This window comes from Methylopila sp. Yamaguchi (assembly GCF_002897035.1).
Lineage (GTDB): Bacteria > Pseudomonadota > Alphaproteobacteria > Rhizobiales > Methylopilaceae > Methylopila.
In genome coordinates, this window is sequence record NZ_BAUX01000004.1 from 133,762 (window position 1) to 150,943 (window position 17,182).

General features: G+C 70.5%; 13 protein-coding genes. 11 read left to right on the forward strand and 2 right to left on the reverse strand.

Annotated elements, in window-relative coordinates; translation table 11 throughout:
• The first annotated feature begins 11 nt into the window (after positions 1–11).
• The 11 genes from METY_RS06405 (at position 12) to METY_RS06455 (ending at position 15,003) form a co-directional block, all read left to right on the forward strand.
• Positions 12–1,037 carry a glycosyltransferase gene (locus METY_RS06405; RefSeq protein WP_103120557.1) on the forward strand — a complete coding sequence of 342 codons (1,026 nt, stop codon included), beginning with the start codon at positions 12–14 and terminating at the stop codon, positions 1,035–1,037.
• A gap of 7 nt (positions 1,038–1,044) precedes the next feature.
• A complete protein-coding gene (locus tag METY_RS06410; RefSeq protein WP_103120558.1) occupies positions 1,045–2,055 on the forward strand; it encodes a hypothetical protein in 1,011 nt (336 codons plus the stop codon).
• Positions 2,056–2,280: 225 nt separating this feature from the next.
• Entirely contained in the window at positions 2,281–3,306 is a 1,026-nt protein-coding gene (galE, locus tag METY_RS06415; protein ID WP_103120559.1) for a UDP-glucose 4-epimerase GalE, read from the forward strand.
• Positions 3,299–5,698: a glycosyl hydrolase family 28-related protein gene (locus tag METY_RS06420; protein WP_146035667.1), complete on the forward strand. Its 2,400-nt coding sequence runs from the start codon at positions 3,299–3,301 to the stop codon at positions 5,696–5,698. Before galE ends, METY_RS06420 begins: the two co-directional genes overlap by 8 nt.
• 187 nt (positions 5,699–5,885) lie before the next feature.
• Entirely contained in the window at positions 5,886–7,157 is a 1,272-nt protein-coding gene (locus METY_RS06425) for a glycosyltransferase family 4 protein (RefSeq protein ID WP_103120561.1), read from the forward strand.
• The gene (locus tag METY_RS06430; protein ID WP_103120562.1) at positions 7,154–8,416 is read left to right on the forward strand and encodes a glycosyltransferase family 4 protein; all 1,263 of its coding nucleotides are present in this window, start codon (positions 7,154–7,156) and stop codon (positions 8,414–8,416) included. The genes METY_RS06425 and METY_RS06430 overlap by 4 nt, the downstream gene beginning before the upstream one ends.
• A gap of 6 nt (positions 8,417–8,422) precedes the next feature.
• Positions 8,423–9,709 (forward strand): glycosyltransferase, encoded by a 1,287-nt coding sequence (locus METY_RS06435; RefSeq protein WP_103120563.1) that lies wholly within the window; start codon positions 8,423–8,425, stop codon positions 9,707–9,709.
• Entirely contained in the window at positions 9,706–10,353 is a 648-nt protein-coding gene (locus tag METY_RS06440; RefSeq protein ID WP_103120564.1) for a class I SAM-dependent methyltransferase, read from the forward strand. Before METY_RS06435 ends, METY_RS06440 begins: the two co-directional genes overlap by 4 nt.
• A gap of 491 nt (positions 10,354–10,844) precedes the next feature.
• The gene (locus tag METY_RS06445) at positions 10,845–11,552 is read left to right on the forward strand and encodes a LuxR C-terminal-related transcriptional regulator (RefSeq protein WP_160147313.1); all 708 of its coding nucleotides are present in this window, start codon (positions 10,845–10,847) and stop codon (positions 11,550–11,552) included.
• 32 nt (positions 11,553–11,584) lie between these two features.
• The gene (locus METY_RS06450; protein WP_103120566.1) at positions 11,585–13,720 is read left to right on the forward strand and encodes a GumC family protein; all 2,136 of its coding nucleotides are present in this window, start codon (positions 11,585–11,587) and stop codon (positions 13,718–13,720) included.
• 2 nt (positions 13,721–13,722) lie between these two features.
• The gene (locus METY_RS06455; RefSeq protein WP_160147314.1) at positions 13,723–15,003 is read left to right on the forward strand and encodes a polysaccharide biosynthesis/export family protein; all 1,281 of its coding nucleotides are present in this window, start codon (positions 13,723–13,725) and stop codon (positions 15,001–15,003) included.
• Here METY_RS06455 and METY_RS06460 read toward each other — a convergent pair.
• Positions 14,942–15,931 carry a GDP-L-fucose synthase family protein gene (locus tag METY_RS06460; protein WP_103120568.1) on the reverse strand — a complete coding sequence of 330 codons (990 nt, stop codon included), beginning with the start codon at positions 15,929–15,931 and terminating at the stop codon, positions 14,942–14,944. The genes METY_RS06455 and METY_RS06460 overlap by 62 nt on opposite strands.
• Complete coding sequence (gmd, locus tag METY_RS06465) at positions 15,924–16,994, reverse strand: GDP-mannose 4,6-dehydratase (RefSeq protein WP_103120569.1); 1,071 nt, start codon at positions 16,992–16,994, stop codon at positions 15,924–15,926. The genes METY_RS06460 and gmd overlap by 8 nt, the downstream gene beginning before the upstream one ends.
• Positions 16,995–17,182 lie beyond the last annotated feature (188 nt).

The window sequence follows — 17,182 nt, forward strand, 5'->3', positions numbered from 1 at the left end:
ACGTCAACGCCATGGCCGTCGTCGACATCGCAATCCCTTGCTATCGCTACGGCCATTACCTCAAGGACTGCATCGAGAGCGTACAGGCGCAGTCGCTGCGCGACGTCCGCATGCTCATCATCGACGACGCCTCGCCGGACGATTCCGCCGAAGCGGCGCGCGCGCTGGCCGCGGGCGATCCCCGCATCGAGGTGATCGTCCACGAACGGAACCGGGGCGCGCTCGCGACCTACGACGAGGGCATCGCCTGGGCGACCGCCCCCTACCTGCTCTTGCTGTCGGCGGACGACTTCCTCGCCCCGGGCGCGCTGGCGCGGGCGGCCGCCGTCATGGACGCCCACCCCAAGGTGGCGCTCACCTACGGCAGGAGCGTCGACCTGCACGAGGACGATCCCGAGCCGACATTCTCGGACCCGGACGCGCCGCCCCAGTGGCGCGTGAGATCGGGCGAGGCGTTCATCCAAGAGCATTGCGAAAAGGTCAGAAACCTGGTCCCGACGCCGGCGGCGATCGTCCGCACCTCGGTTCAGAAGAGGGTCGGCGGCTACGACCGAAACTTGCCTCACGCCGGCGACATGGAGATGTGGATGCGGCTCGCGGCCTATGGCGACGTCGCTGATACGCCGTTGACGCAGGCGGTCTACCGCCTGCACGGCTCCAACATGTCGCGCGCCTACTACGCGCGGATTCTCGTCGACTACGAACAGCGCGCGCTCGCCTTCGACACGCTGTTCAAGCATCACGGACCTCGCATCCCGAACGCCCGGCGGCACCATGCCCTGGCGCGGCGTCGGCTCGCGGAGGCCGCCTACTGGACGGGCGTCGCTCGATGCTGCCGGGGCGACATGGCGATCGGCCGCGACGTGCTCGGCTTCGGCTTCGCGCTCCGCCCGCGGATGCGCCTGCTGCCCCCCGTCGGCCAGCTGTTCCGACACGAACGGCTGGACCGGAAGATCGCAAGCGTCATCAACGACGGCTTGCGCCGGCTGGCGCTGCGAGCGGGGCTCGTTCCGCAGCAGTCGGCGAAGGGGCCGTGACCCGCCTATGACGCCGGCGATCAATTTTGTCGTCGACAGGTCCTCGGCGCAGATGGCGCGCTTGCGGGCCGTCAGCTCGATGGGCGACTGCTTCGAGCGGACGCCGGACCTCGCCGCCGGCATCTCGTCGCACGGCGATCTCTGCTGGTGCCTGCAGAGCTACCTGATCCTGGCGGAGCAAGGCCAGCTCACCGTGCGATGCTCCAACGTCCTGCGCCGGGACGCGATCAACGTCGTGCATTCGGCGCATCTCGCCCGCATCGGCGGCTCGGCCGACGCTTTCGTCGTCTGCGCGCGCGCGGATTTCCCGGCTCGGCGCTGGGCGCATCATCATCTCGTACAAAACCGGCTGCAGGCGGGCGCCGGCGCGACCTACCTGCCCCTCTGGCCCCAACCTCGGCTGAAGAGGCGCAACCCTGAGCGCCGGGGCGTCGAGCGCGTCGCCTACGTCGGGCAGACCTTCAACGGCAACCTGGCCCTCAACGAGCGCGAATGGCGGCGGGCCTTCGAGGGCGTCGGCGTCGACTTCGTGGTTCCCCACGCCAGCGCCTGGAACGACGTGAGCGAGATCGACGTGCTGATCGGCGTCCGCAGCTTCGATCGCCGGACCTATCCCGGCAAGCCCCCCAGCAAGCTCGTCAACGCCTGGCTCGCCGAGGCGCCCTTCATCGGGGGCTTCGATTCCGCCTATGCGCAGGTCGGAACGCCGGGCATGGACTACATTCGCGTCGAAAGGCTGGAGGACGCGGTGGCCGCGGTCGACCGGCTGAGGCGACGGCCCCAGGACTACCGCCGCTTCGTCGCCAACGGCGTGGCCCGGGGGCGCGCTTTCACCCGCGAGCGGATCGCCGAGCTCTGGGTCGAGGCCCTCAGCGGCGAGATCGCCGAGCGCTACGATCAGTGGCTGCGGCGGGAGGAGTTCGAGCGCGCGCGGTTCCACGTGTTGCGCGGTATCGGACGCGTCGAGGTGCGGTCCCGCGCGGCGGCGCGCCGGATTCGCTCCGCGCTGGGAGCCTGACCAAGGGGCGGCGCCCCTGTCCGAAAGGCGCAGAATGCAGATGGACGGCCGCCGGAAGGCGCGAGCTTCGGCGCAAAAGCGGGCGCCGCATCTACGCCGTTCGGCGACGAACGCCGGCCGCGCACGCCGAAGAGCGGAGGCGCGCGGGGAGGACACGCCGCTAGCGTGATCGGCGACGTCCGCGGCCTCGCGAGGAGGCCCACCGGCGCGGGCGCGGGAGCACCCATGAAATCGTCAACCGTCCTCGTCACCGGCGGCGCCGGCTACATCGGCAGCCACATGATCCTCGCGCTGCGCGACGCCGGACGCCCGGTCGTCGTGCTGGACGACCTGTCCACCGGGCTCGCCGAGGCCGTGCCGGCGGGCGTGCCCCTGGTGCGGGGATGCGTCGGCGACGCCGACCTGGTGACGTCGATCGCCCGGACCTACCGCGTCAGCGCGATCGTGCACTTCGCGGGTTCGATCGTCGTTCCGGACTCGGTCGCCGACCCGCTGGCCTACTACCTCAACAACACCGTCCGCTCGCGGGAACTGATCGGCGCAGCAGTGGCGGCGGGCGTGCGGAACTTCGTGTTCTCCTCGACCGCCGCCGTCTACGGCGAGGCCTCCTCGGAGCCGCTTGGGGAGGACGCGCCCCTGACCCCGGTCTCGCCCTACGGCGCTTCGAAGCTGATGACGGAACGCATGCTCGCGGACGCCGGCGCGGCCTACGGCCTGCGCTACGCGGTGCTGCGTTACTTCAACGTCGCCGGCGCCGATCCTCTCGGCCGGGCCGGCCAGTCCGGCGCCCGGGCGACCCACCTGATCAAGCTCGCGGCGCAGGCGGCCGTCGGCCTTCGCTGGGGGCTCGATTGCTTCGGCGACGACTATCCGACGCGGGACGGCACCTGCGTGCGCGACTACGTCCACGTCTCGGACCTTGTTCAGGCCCACATGCTCGCGCTCCAACATCTCGATGAGGGCGGCGAAAACCTCGTGGCGAACTGCGGCTATGGGCGCGGCGCGTCGGTCCGTGAGGTGATCGACGCGGTAAAGCGCGCGTCCGGCGTGGATTTCCCTGTGCGGCCCGCGGCGCGGCGGGCCGGCGATCCGGCGGCGCTGGTCGCCGACCCTTCGCGGATCCGCGAGATCCTCGGCTGGGTGGCCCAGCACGACGATCTCGACAGCATCGTCGCAAGCGCGCTCGCCTGGGAGCGCCGTCTTGGGGAGGCGCGAGAGCCGGCGTTCGCGGCCGCGATGGAGCATGCCTAGCCGCGCTCTGGGGAAACTCTGCGGCGCGGGCCTGGTCATGGGTCTCGCCTTCGCCGCGGTGGTCGCAGCCCTTCAGGTCGTGGGGGAGGGAACCGGGCAGGCCGCCGTCGCGCCTCGCCCGCCTCCGCTGCTTCCGCCGGGCGCCGACCCCTACAATCCGCCATTCGCGCTTGAGGGCGGGAGCGGCCCTGCGATCGGCGACGGCCTGCGGACCGCCGGCCCCGGCGAGACGGTGACGCTTGCCGGATCCGACTTCGCCGCCGGCACGGTTTTCGAGGTCTTCAGCCAGGCGAGGGGTCGGGCCGGCGCCGTCGTCCGCCTCGCGCCCGACTATGTGGGGCCGGCGGCGGCGACGCTCGCGCTGCCATCCTCGCTCCCGGTCGGAGCGATGCACCTGCTGCGCGCGCGTTCCGCGAAGGGCTATGGGCCGGCCTTCGCGATCAACCGCACGGAGACCTGGTGGCTTGGTCCCGACGCCGCGGCGGCCGGCGAGCGGTTCGCCGTGTACGGCCGCAACCTCTCCGATCCCGACGGCTCGCGCGCGGCGATTTACCTGAAGACCGCCGCCAACGACGGTCGGTTCTTGCCAATTGTGACCGCCAATCCCTACCGCGTCGAGGTTCGGACGCCGGCGCTGCCGCCCGGCTCCTATGAGGTCTGGGCGCACAATGGCCGCGGCGGCCGGCTGGGCTGGAGCGGCCCTCTGACGTTGAAGATCCGAGCCGCGCCGGTCTGGTCAAAACACGCGCGGACCGTGGTCGATGTGGCGGACTTCGGAGCCCGCGGCGACGGCGCCAGCGACGACGGCGCCGCGATCGAGGCGGCGCTCGATGCTGCGGAGCGGGCGGCGCCGAGCACCTTGCGGTTCGGGCGGGGCGTTTACCTCTCGCGGCGAAGCTTCCGCGCGCCCTCCGGCGTCCGCTGGCTCGGCGTGGGGCGAGACGCGACCGCGCTCAGGCTTGCGGCGCGGCTCGACGCCCAGGGCTTCCTCTATGCGGGCGGCGATGTTCGCGACGTCGCGTTCGAGGCCCTCACGATCGACGCTGATCGGCGGGTGTCGGCGCAGGATCGCGCGCTGATCGCGCTCGGCGGCGCGCGGATCCGCATCGCCGACTCCCGTCTCAACTCCTGGGGCGGCGAGACGTTGCGGATCACCGCCCGCGCCCTCGTGATCGACCGCAACGAGATCACCGGCGCCGGCAGCTTCCTTGGGGTGAGCGAGCAGGTCTTCGCGACCGGCAACGTCTTCCGCATGACCAGCGACGCCGAGGCCGCGGTCACCAGCTGGGGCGGGCGAGGGCTCGCGCTCATCGGCAACCTGCTCGTCAACGCCGATCCTTCGCGCGCCGACGGGTCGGGCATCGGCCGCCTGTTCGTGGCCCAGGGCCACTTCGGCAGCGTCCGCGACGCCTACTTCAGCGGCAACGAGACGCGCAACGCCGCGCCGCGCGACTGCGCGGCGGTCGATTGCAACAAGGGCGAACAGATCATCTTCGAGTTCGGCGGCGTGGCCCTTCTCGGCCGCGCCTCCGCGCTGTCGCCGACCACGGTGACGATCCCCCGACTTTCGCCCGCGCCCGGAGCGACCCGCGGCGACGTGGTGATCGCGGCCGGCCGCGGGGCGGGGCAGCGGCGCCGCGTTCTGTCGATCGAGGGCCACGTGGTGACCTTCGACCGTCCTTGGACGGTGCAGCCCGACCGGACGAGCAGCCAGTTTTACGTCACTCCCGTGGCCGAGCGGGCTGTGGTCTACCGCAACCGGTTTCAGGGCCGGAAGACCTACGCAGCGCATGACTCGAACTCGACCGCCGTGCTCGTCTGGGGCCTGTGCTTCGACATGGTCGTCGCCGACAACGACATCTCGCGCATGCGCCATGGCGTCATGGCGGCCGCGACTTCGGGGACGCCGCAGGACAGCGTGTCCGCCCCGTTCTTCACGCTGGTGGAAGGCAACCGCATCCGCGCGGTCAACAACGGGATCTACACCGGGCTGACCTTCGGCTACGACAGCCACCCCGATGTGCTCGGCGGCGTTGGAAACGTGTTCCGGCGGAATGACATCCGCGACGTCGCCCACATCGGTCTGGCGACGGACCTGTGGGACAGCCGCGGCGGCGACGTCATCGCGCCGGTGTTCGAGCGTAACCGCGTCCTAGGCGCGCCTTACGGCATGGTGACGGGCCTCAAGCTCATCTGGGCGGGGCGTCTGTTCCGCAGCGTTCCGTCGGGGAGAGGCCGGTTGCTCGGCGCCGGCCTGCGCGGCAACGTCTTCGTGCGCGGCCCGCTGCTGAGCCCTGGATCCATCGGCTACTGGGCCGGCCGCGGCGTCCTTTGGAGCACCCGGGGCGACCGCTGGAGCGGCTTCCGGGCGGGCAACGGCCCGGCGCCCTAGGCGGCCGACGGGGCGCGGCGGCGCAAGGGGGCTCCCCGAACGGCGTAGGCGCCCCGTTCAAACCCGAAGAACCCTCCTCCGAAGGAGCGATGCGCAACCGCCGCTTCATCCGCACGGTCCGGTTGGCGCGTCGGGGCCTGAGCTGTCCCCTGATCCCCGCCGCGTGGGTCGCGGTTGGGGAACGCGCATGAAAGTCATCATTCTTAATCGCTTCTTCGCCCCGGACCAGTCGGCGACCAGCCGGATGGCCGCCAGTCTGGCCTTTGGCCTTGCGGCGGAAGGGTTCGAGGTGGAGGCGCTCGCGAGCGACGCCTGGCACGACGACGCAACGCGGCGGTTGCCTGCTATGGAGACCGTCGAAGGCGTGCGGGTGTTCCGGGTCGGCGGCGCGCGGTTCGGCCGAGCGACGCTGCTCGGCCGCGCGCTGGACTACGCGACCTTCCACATCGCCGCGGCGGCCAAGCTGGCCGCGCGGGCGCGGCGGGGAGACGTCTGCGTGGTCTGCACCGATCCGCCGCTGATGTCGGTCTCGGCCTGGCCGGCGATCGCCGCGAAGCGGGCGGTGCTGGTGAACTGGTCGAACGATCTGTTCCCCGAGGCGGCGTTCGACGCCGGCGTGCTCCCCCCGACCGGTCTGACCGGGCGCGTGGCGCTGGCCCTTAGAAACCTCACGCTCCGCCGCGCCCGGGTCACCGTGGCCCCGATCGAACGCATGGCGGCGCGGCTCCGCGCCCAAGGTGGGAGCAAAGCCAGGGTCGCCGTCGTCCCCCATTGGTCGGACGGGCAGGCGATCGCGCCGCTGCCGCGCGAGGCCTCGCGCCTCCGCGAGGAGTGGGGGCTCTCCGGAAAATTCGTGGTCGGCTATTCCGGCAATCTCGGCCGCGCCCATGATTTCCGGACCGTGCTCGACGCGGCGTCGCGGCTTCGCCATCGCGATGACGTCGCCTTCCTCTTTGTCGGCGGCGGGCACCAACGGGCGTGGGTCGAGGAGGAGGCCCGCCGCCGAGGCCTCGCGTCCGTGACCTTCAGGCCGCTCCAGCCGCTCATTCGGCTGTCGGAGTCGCTCGCGTCGGCCGACGTCCATCTTGTCACCCTGTTGCCCGAGTTCGAGCTTTCTGTGGTCCCGAGCAAGTTCTACGGGATCGCCGCCGCCGGACGGCCGACGCTGTTCGTGGGCGACGTCGACGGCGAAGTGGCGGGCCTGCTCCGACGCCACCGCTGCGGCGCTTCGGTTCCAGTTGGGGCTTCCGAGGCTCTCGCCGCGCACATCGAGCGCCTCGCCGACAGCCCGCAGCTCACCGCCCGTCTTGGCGTCGCAGCCCGCCGCATGTTCGACGAACGCTTCTCGCGACGCCGAGGCCTAGCGGCTTGGCGGACGGTCATCGAATCCTGCGCAATCCGTCCGGCGTCCGGCGCGCCCAGCGTCTTCGGGGCTGATCCGGCGAGGACGGCGCGATGAAGTTGATCGTCAGCCAACTCGGCGCGCGGATGCATTACGCCGTGCCGCGCATGCTGCACGCGCAGGGCCGGCTGCAGCGCTTCTACACCGACATCTGCGCCACCAAAGGCTGGCCGAAGCTGCTGCGCGCCGTCCCTGGCGGGGTGATGCCGACGGCCCTGCGGCGGCTCACCGGCCGCGTGCCCTTCGCTGTGCCGGAATCCGCGGTCGTCACCTTCCCGAGCGTCGGCGTCGGCTTCGGCATGCGCCGGGCGCGGGCGAAGACGCCGACCGAGCGGACCGAGGCGCATCTTTGGGCTGGCCGCGAGCTGTCGCGGCGCCTTGTGAGCCACGTCCAGAGTCACGGCGTGGGGGAAGCGGGCGGCGTCTACGGCTTCAGCGGCGAATGCCTCGAGGTTCTCGTCGCGATGCGGGCGCGGGGCCTGAAGACGGTCGTCGAGCAGATCGTCGCCCCAAAGCTGATCCTGGACCGCCTCGTGCTCGAGGAGGAGGAGCGGTTCCCGGGATGGAGCGCCGTCTCGGCTTTCGATGGCCTGTCCGAGGACTACGCCGCGCGCGAGCGGCAGGAGTGGGCGTCGGCCGACATGGTCGTCTGCGGCTCCGCTTTCGTGCGTGACGGTCTCATCGCAAGCGGGGTCGATCCGGCGCGCTGCGTGGTGGTGCCCTACGGCGTCGACATGCACGAGGGCGGCGCGCCGCGCCGCAGAGCGGCTGGGCCGCTGCGCGTGCTGACGGTGGGCGGGGTCGGCCTCAGGAAAGGCGCGCCTTACGTGTTCGAGGCCGCCCGGCGCCTCGGGGCCCTCGCGGAGTTCCGGATGGTGGGCGCCTGCGACGTCGTGGGCCCGGCGCTGGCCGCGCTCGCCGACGCCGTCAGCCTGACGGGGGCCGTCCCGCGGACCGAGATCGCCGCGCACTACGCTTGGGCGGACGTCTTCCTGCTGCCCTCGATCTGCGAGGGATCGGCGACCGTCATCTACGAGGCGCTCGCGGCGGGCCTGCCGGTCGTCACCACGCCGAACGCCGGCAGCGTCGTGCGCGACGGGGTGGACGGCTACGTGGTGCCGATCCGCGACGTGGACGCCATTGAAGCCGCGCTGACGGCCTTCGCCGCCGACGCCGAGCTCTACGAGCGGTTCTCGCAGAACGCCTGCCGCCGAGCCCGGGAATTCGATCTTCCGGCCTATGGTCGGCGGCTGGCGGAGGCGATCGACGGCGCGCCTGCCGCCGACCTCTCCCTTCCCCTCGCTGCGGCGGTGTAGGGCGCCATGAACCTCCACATCGACCCTTCGACGCTGGCCGATCCGATCCCTGCGGCCGCTCAGCCGATCCGGGTCGGCATGCTCGTCGGAGCGGTCGGAAACGGCGGCGGCGGCGTGCCGGCGAGCCTGCGCGCGCTCTGCGCCGCGCTCCACCGCCCGCCGGACGTGTCGGTCCAGGTGTTCGCCGCCGACCGATCGGCCGTGGCCTTTGATCTCGAGGCGTGGAAGCCCGCGCAGCTGCGCCTGTTCGATGTGGTGGGACCAAGGTCGTTCGGCTTCGGGCCGCGTCTTGGACCTGCGCTCGTCGCGGCCGACCTCGACGTGCTGCACGTGCATGGTCTGTGGATGTACGGTTCCGTCGCCGCGAGCCGGTGGGCGTCCAGAACCGGCCGTCCCTATGTGGTCAGCCCTCACGGGATGCTCGACCCTTGGGCGCTCGCCAACAGCCGCTGGAAGAAGGCGGCGGCGCTGTTCGCCTACGAGGCCCGCCACCTCCGCGGGGCAGCTTGGCTGCATGCGCTCTGCGCCTCCGAACGCGAGGCGATCCGCGCCTTCGGCCTGCGCAATCTGGTGTGCACCGTGGCGAACGGCGCGCATGCGCCGGCGGTCGAAAGCTACGCGCCGCGCCGGGCCGCGGCGCGCGCGTCAGGACGGCGGACGTTGCTCTACCTCGGCCGCCTCACGCCGAAAAAGGGGCTCGCGATCCTGCTCGCCGCCTGGGCCGCCGCGAAACACGCGCCGGAGGCGTGGGCGTGGGACCTTGTGGTGGCGGGCTCCGGAACGCCGGCCTACGAAGCGGGGCTTGTCGACCTCGTCAGCGCGCTCGGGATCGGCGCGTCCGTGCGTTTGGTGGGGCATCTCGACGGCGAGGCGAAAGCCGCGGCCTTCGCGAGGGCCGACGCCTTCGTGCTGCCGTCCGTCAGCGAAGGGCAGCCGCTCGCGGTGCTGGAGGCGTGGGGCTACGGCCTGCCCGCCCTGATCACCAGCCAATGCAACCTGCCCGAAGGTTTCGCGGCGGGCGCCGCCATGCCGATCGACTGTGCGGTCGACGACCTCGCGGCAGGATTGCGCGCGCTGTTCGAGCTCTCGGACGAGGCGCGCGACGCCATGGGCGCGCGGGGCCGCGCGCTGGTCGAGACGACGTTCTGCTGGGGCCGAAGCGCTCGGGACCTCGAGCGGATCTACCGGCAGGCCATCAGCCGGACCGCCCTGCGTCGAGGCCTCGAGAGGCGATCCGACGGAGACGAACCGTGCGCAGGCCGCGGGCGCGGCGCAGGGAGGACCACGCCATGAAGCTGCCGATTCTCACCCCCGTCGACCGGGTGGACTTCATCGAACGCTACGCGCGCGGCAAACACGTGCTGCACGTGGGCTGCGCCGACATGCCCTTCACGCAGGACCGGCTGACGCGCGGGGAGCTTCTGCACCCGCGTCTGCACGCCTGCGCCCGCGAGCTGGCGGGCGTCGACCTTTCGGAGGAGGGGATCGCGATGCTGCGCGCCGCGGGCTACGAGAACCTCTATGTCGCCGACTGCGAGAAGCCGCTCTCCGCCTGCACGCCCGGCCAGTACGAGGTGGTCGTCGCCGGCGAGACGCTCGAGCACGTGGCGAACGCCGGCGACTTCCTGACGTCGTTGCGCAGCGTCTGCCGGCCGGACGGGCGCATCCTCATCACCACCCCCAACCACGCTTCGATAAAGCTCGCCGCCCGCCTTTTCGGCCGGAACGAGATCGTGCACCCCGAGCACGTCGCCTATTACTCGGTCTCCACTCTCAGCCGGCTGCTGTCGATGGTCGGTCTCGAGCCGATGGACTGGAGGGTGTACTGGGCGGAGAAGTCGCCCCAGTCCCGCATGGCGAACGCCGCTCTTCGACGGATCTCCCGGCTTCAATACTTCGCGGATGGGTTGTGCGTCGCCTGCCGTCCTGCGGCGTGAGCCGCCGCGGCGCCGCGCCCGCCGATATACTTCGATCCCCCATGCCTGTTGCTTGAAAGCGCTGTCGCCCGGCGGAGATGGGCGACGGCGGGCCCGGCCCGCTGCGGCTTTTGCTGCTTAAAAGGGGCAATCCTTCCGCAGCCTCGGGGTCTATGCCATTCAGGGGAGCGAGCAATACGGCATGTCAAAATTGCTTAGATAACCGGGGGTGGTGCGCCGCCCGGTCGCTGCAATTATGAAGGGTTTCTCTTAACCCAGATTAATTGTAAGCGATTTTCATTGGTTAGTATCGGACACCTAAGCCGTTTGGCGAATACTGGATGGTCAGTTTGGGTGCGGACATCCTGAGTTGAAATCACCGGATGGGAGCTCGAGGTATCGTTAAGAGATCAGTTTTCAGATGATTTTTTTCGATTCCGTCTCGGATCTTGGTCCGTGTAATCAAATAGTCAGAACATGGGGAAGCTGTTATGACGTTTGACGGATATGTAATGGGCGATGCGATTGTCAGCGACACTAGCATCGCCAATCGGTGGGATAGCATCGTCGTCATCGAGTTGCGCAACATCGTGCTCGAGTGCGTGGCGAGCTGTCTGCAGGCGCGATGGCCGAGCGGCCGGATCGCGGCTTTCGCCAGCGTGATCGACTGGATGGCGTCGCTCTCGGACGACGACGACGGCGAGGTCCTCATCATGCTCGGCATCGGCGGGCGCCGCGCCTCCGACGACGTGGTGATGAACGCAATGGCGCAACTCCGGGAGGCGGCTCCTGGATGTCGGATCGTCCTGATGGGCGACGAGGAGGACGCCCCCCAGATCCTGGAGGCGCTGGACCTCGGGGCTTGCGGCTACGTTCCGACCAGCGTCAGCCTCAGCGTCGCGGTCGAAGCGATGAAGCTGGTCGCGGTCGGCGGGACCTACATTCCCGCAAGCAGCCTCACGTCCTCGCGCAAGCTGATCTGCGAAGCGTCGCACGCGAACCCGCTGGCCATGGCCGGACGCTTTACGGCGCGGCAAGCCGCCGTGGTGGACGCGCTCCGGCAGGGCAAGGCGAACAAGATCATCGCCTACGAGCTGAACATGCGGGAGAGCACCGTGAAGGTCCACGTCCGTAACATCATGCGGAAGCTGAAGGCCAAGAACCGGACGGAGGTCGCCTTCATGACCAGCGCCCAGCATCAGCCGTCCGCGCCCTGCTGATCGCGGAGCGACTGGGAGGGGGAGCGGGGGTCATGATCGTCGCGGAACAGGCTGCGGGCGAACCTCGCTCGTCGCTGCCCGACGTGGCGCGCCGTCGGCGCGTCGCGCTCCTCCTCCCGGTCGTTCTCGGTCTCGTCTGCGCCGTCGGGGCCTACCTCGCGCTGCCCGCGCGCTACGTCGCGGAAGCGGTGGTGGCGCTCGACGCCCGCAAGGTTCAGGTCTTAAGCGTCGACGCGGTCGTGTCGCGTCTGCCTCAGGAGAATGCGGTGCTCCGCACCGAACTCGACCTGATCGCCTCGCGGTCGATGGCCGCGGAGGTGGCGAAGCGTCTCAATCTCAAGTCCGTGCCTCCCTCGCCGGCCGCGCCGAACTGGTGGGATCGGCTGTTCGGCGGAGGGCCCGAGCCGTCCGTCGAAGAGCTACGCTCCGATCCGGCTGTCGACCGGCTGATGCAGGGCCTGCGCGTCAACAATGACGGCCGGTCCTTCACGATCTTCATATCGATGCAGTCCTCGGACCCGGTTTTCGCCGCCAAGGCGGCCAACGCCTACGCCGAGGCCTACCTCGATCACCAGATCGCGGTGCAGACCGCGGCGACGCGGCGGGCGAGCGCCTGGCTGGGGGAAAAGCTCGAGGATCTCCGCAACCGGCTGACGGAGTCGGAGACCGCCGCGCAGTCCTTTCGGCGGACCAAGCGGCTTGAAGAGATCAACGGTCTTACCGCGGACGGACAACGGCTCGCGGCGCTGAGCGCGGAGTTCGCCGGGGCCCGTTCGCAACGAGCCGGAGCCGAGGCGAGACTTGAGGCGGTCCGCCTGGTGGTCCGGGACAGCCCGGACGCCTTAGCGTTCAGCGAAGCGCTCGGCTCCGCCACGGTGCAGTCGCTCAGGACTCGAGAGACCGAGCTGGTCCGGCAGGTGGCGGACATCGAACAGAGCGGGGCGCTGAAGAGCGGGGAGCTCCCCGCGCGGCGCCGACAGCTCGTCTCGGTCCGCGCCGAGATCGACGCTGAGATCGGCCGCGTGGTGGCGAGCCTCGCGAACGAGGTCGAGGTCGCGCGCGGCAAGGAGCGGGCGCTGGCGAACGAGGTGGCCGAGCTTGAGCGCGCGGCGGGCGAGGTGGGGCAGAACCGCGTCGTCCTGGGCCAGCTGGAACGTGAGGCCGCCGCCAACCGCTCGATCTACGAGAGCTTCCTCAACCGCTACAAGCAGACCATCGAGCAGGAGGGGCTTGCGACCTCGGACGCCAGCCTGCTGTCGCGGGCCCAGCCGCCTCAAGCTCCCACCACCCCGAAGCTCCTGCCGCTGCTGGCCCTCGGCCTCGTGAGCGGCTGCGCGGCGGGCGTGGGCTGCGCGTTGCTGCGGGAACGGCTCGACGGCGCGGTACGGTCGACGGAAGAGCTCGAGCGGGTGGCCGGAGCGCCGCTGCTCGGCGCGGCGGCCGGAGCCCGCGGCTCGGGGCTTGCCGCGGCGATCGCGCGGATCGGCGCGGCGCTGCGGCTCGATCAGCCGCAAGCGGGCCGCAAGGTGGTGCTCGCGACCTCGGCCGACGCCAACGTCGCCGGACGCGCGGCTTTCTGCGTCGCCGTCGCCCGCAGCCTCGCCGACGAGGGGCTGTCGGTCGCTGTCCTCGATGCGGAGCCGGGCGGCCAGAGCGTCGCGCGCGCGTTCGCCACGCGCGCCAGCCCGCCCGGACCGCCGCTCGTAGGGTCGGCGCAGGATGTGTCTGGCGTTCGCCTGTCGGCGGACGCTTGCAGCGCGGCCCGTTTCGGGGCGTTGGACGAGGTCCGTGTCCGCGGACAGGCCTCCGCGCTCGACCTCGCTGGCCGCATCCGCGTTCTGCGAGAGCGGTTCGACGTCGTGCTCGTCGACGCCCCTCCGCTCTGCCAGGCGCGGGCGGCGTTGCAGGTCGGCGCTCTGGCCGACGCCGTTATCCTCGTCGAGACGGTGGGCGTGACCTCCCGCGAGGCGGTGTCCGATGCCGTCCGTCTGTTCGCGCTCCGCAACATCCCCATCGCCGGTTGCGTCGCGCTTGGCGCCAAGGGGGCGGCCGCGCCGAGCCCGGCGCCGGTCATCGCCCCGGCACGGCCTTCCGCGGCTCCGGAGAGCGTGGATTTCGGCTCGGCGGCGTCGGCGCAGCCGCGCATGCTCAAGACGACGGGAGCTTGACCGTGAGCCTCCCTCGTACGGCCCCAGGAGGGTGGCTCGTCCTGACCGCCGCCGTGCTCGCGGCGATCGCGCTATTCCAACCGACGGGCGCCGGCGCCGCCGACCGACCGGTGGGGTACCGACTCGGCGCCGGCGATCTGCTGCAGATCACCGTGGTAGGCGAGGCCGACCTGACCGGGAAGTTCAGAGTTGGGCCGGACGGCGCGATCAGCTACCCGCTCGTCGGCAGCCTCGCCGCCGCCGATCGCACCGTCGCCGACCTCGCGCAGGACCTCGCCGCCCGCCTCGCCGAACGAGCGCCGACGCGCAGCCCGCCGCTGGTCGAAGTCGCCGAGTACGCGCCGGTGTTCGCCGCGGGCGACTTCGAGCGGCCGGGGCAATACGCGTTTCGGCCGGGCATGGTGGCGCTGGAACTTGTCGCGGTCGCCGGCGGCCTGCGGAGGCCGCGCCTCGCGACGGATTCACTGATGCTGCAGGTGATCGCGGCGGAGCAGGAGGTCGCCGACCAGCGGCTCGCCCGCGTCGCCGCCCGTGTCCACCGCGCCCGGATTGCGGCGGAGATCGCCCGGGGGCCCTTCGCTCCCGACGCGGCGACGCTCGGCGATCCCTTCGTGCCGGCCGCCGACCTGACTGCGATCATCGACAACGAGAAGGCGCTGTTCGAGGTTCGGAAGACCGTGCTCGCAGGCCAACAGGCGGCGCTTCGCAGCCAGGGGGCGAATTTTGATCAGGAGATAGCCGCCCTGAGGCGCAGCATCGCCCTCCACGAGGATGAGATCGGCCTGCTCCAGCAGGAGGTGAACACTGCCCAAGGACTCGTGGAGAAGGGGCTCGCGCCGCTGCCGCGGCTGCTGGCGTCCAAACGCCAGCTGTCCGCGACCCGGCGGGACGCGCTTGACCTCGACTCGTACCTCGCCCGCGCGCGACAGAACAAGCTGCAGATCGAGCAGAAGATTCAGGAGTTGAGCGATCAGCAGGCGAAGGACAACGCAGGCGCGCTGCTCGACCTCGACCTTAACCTCGCGCGCATCGAGCGGAAGCTTCGCGCGGCGACGGCTGCGCTGACCGAGACCGGCTCACGTCTCGCCGTCGGTCCCGCGCAGATCCCGGAGCCGTCCTTCCGCATCGCCCGGGTCGTCGGCGAGGCCCATGTCGATCTGCCGGCGGACGAATTCACGCGACTCGAGCCCCGCGACATTCTGCGGGTCGACCGCCCGGAGCCTACGCCAGCGCCTGCGCGGGAAAGCCGTGCGCCGCCTGCCGGCGCCATAGCGGGTAGATAGCCGCGATCCCCTCGGCCAGGGTCATGCGAGGTCGCCAGCCGAGCGCGCGGATGCGGTCGGCGGCGAGCAGTTTGCGCGGCGCGCCGTCCGGCTTCGAGCGGTCGAAGATGAATGCGCCGCGGTAGCCCACGACGCTCGCGATCGTCTCCGCGAGCTGGCGGATGCTGACCTCTTCGCCGGAGCCGATGTTGATGGGGGCCGCTTCGTCATAGCGCTGGAGCACGAGGACGCAGGCTTCAGCGAGATCGTCGACGTGCAGGAACTCCCGCAATGGCGCGCCCGAGCCCCAGATCGTGACGGCCGCGTCGCCCGCCTCCTTCGCGGCGTGGATGCGCCGCATCAGTGCGGGCAGCACGTGCGAGCTTGCGGGGTCGAAGTTGTCGCCCGGGCCGTAGAGATTCGTCGGCATCGCGGTGACGAAGCGCCGTCCGTGCTCGAGGTTGAGGCTGCGGGCGAGCATGAGCGCGGCGATCTTCGCGATCGCATAGGCTTCGTTGGTCGGTTCCAGCGGACCGGCGAGCAACTGTTCCTCATGCACCGGCTGCTCGGCCAGCCGCGGGTAGATGCAACTCGAGCCGAGGAACAGCAGCTTCTCGACGCCGGCCGCCGCGGCCGCTGAAATCAGGTTCGCGCCGATCATGAGGTTATCGTAGAGGAACTCGTAGGGTTCGCGGGCGTTCGCCGCGATCCCGCCGACGCGGGCCGCGGCGACGATCACGCCGTCGGGCCGCCAGCGAGCCATCCAGCGTTCCACGTCCGCTTGGCGGCGCAGGTCCAGCTCGGCGCGATCGATCGTCAGCAGTTCGCAGCCTTCGCGCGCGAGCCTGCGCATCAACGCCGAGCCGACCATGCCGCGGTGGCCGGCGACGAAAATCCGTTTGCCCTCAAGCTCGAACGAGGGCGACGGGGTGGGGAGCGCGTCAGCCATAGCGGTCGTTCCGCCTGGCTTCCGTCAGGACGGCCTCGAGGTCGGAGCTGACCATCTCGCCGACGAGGGCGGCGAAGCCCGTCGTCGGTTTCCAGCCGAGCTTCAGCCGGGCCTTGGTCGGGTCGCCAAGCAGGATGTCCACCTCGGTCGGACGGAAGTAACGCGGGTCGATCGCGATCAGCCGCTCGCCGGTGCGCGCGTCGCGGCCCATCTCATCCAGCCCCGAGCCGCTCCATTCAATCTCGCGGTCGACGTAGCCGAAGGCCGCCTCCACGAACTCCCGCACCGTGTGGGTCTCGCCGGTGGCGAGCACGTAATCCTCGGGCTCGTCCTGCTGCAGGATCCGCCACATGCCCTCGACGTAGTCCCGCGCGTGGCCCCAGTCGCGCTTGGCGTCGAGGTTTCCGAGATACACCATCGGCTGGAGACCCTGCTCGATCGCCGCAACGGCCCGCGTGATCTTCCGAGTGACGAAGGTCTCGCCGCGGATCGGGCTCTCGTGGTTGAACAGGATGCCGTTGGAGGCATGGACGCCGTAAGCCTCGCGGTAATTCACCGTAATCCAGTAGGCGTAGAGCTTCGCCGCGGCGTAGGGGCTGCGCGGAGCGAACGGCGTCCGCTCGTCCTGCGGCACGGTGGCGGCCTGACCGAAGAGTTCGGAGGTAGACGCCTGGTAGAAGCGGCAGGACTTGGTCAGCCCCAGAATCCGCAGCGCTTCGAGCACGCGCAGCGTGCCGAGCCCGTCCACGTTCGCGGTGTACTCCGGCGTCTCGAAGCTGACCTGGACGTGGCTCTGCGCGGCAAGGTTGTAGATTTCGTCCGGCTGGACCTCCTGGACGATGCGGATGAGGTTCGTCGCGTCCGTCATGTCGCCGTGATGCAGCGTGAAGCGAACGTCCTCCTCGTGCCGGTCTTGGTAGAGATGGTCGATTCGTCCCGTGTTGAAGGACGAAGACCGGCGCTTCAAACCGTGGACGAGGTAGCCCTTGGAAAGCAGCAGCTCCGCGAGATAGGCGCCGTCCTGTCCGGTCGCGCCAAGGATCAACGCCGTCTTTCGCGCCATGGAAGAGGTCCTGTCCGTCGCTGCCGCACGCAAGAGATCGCCTGTCTTCCGAGGCGGTCCGCGAGAGTGTCGGCAAGCCGGGGGAGAGGCGAAAGCCGCCCATCCGAGACCTGGGACGCGCCGCGCATCCGTCGATCGCGCGTCCCACGCCTCCGGCGCGGTCCGGCGAAGGCGTCCGAAAGCCTCCG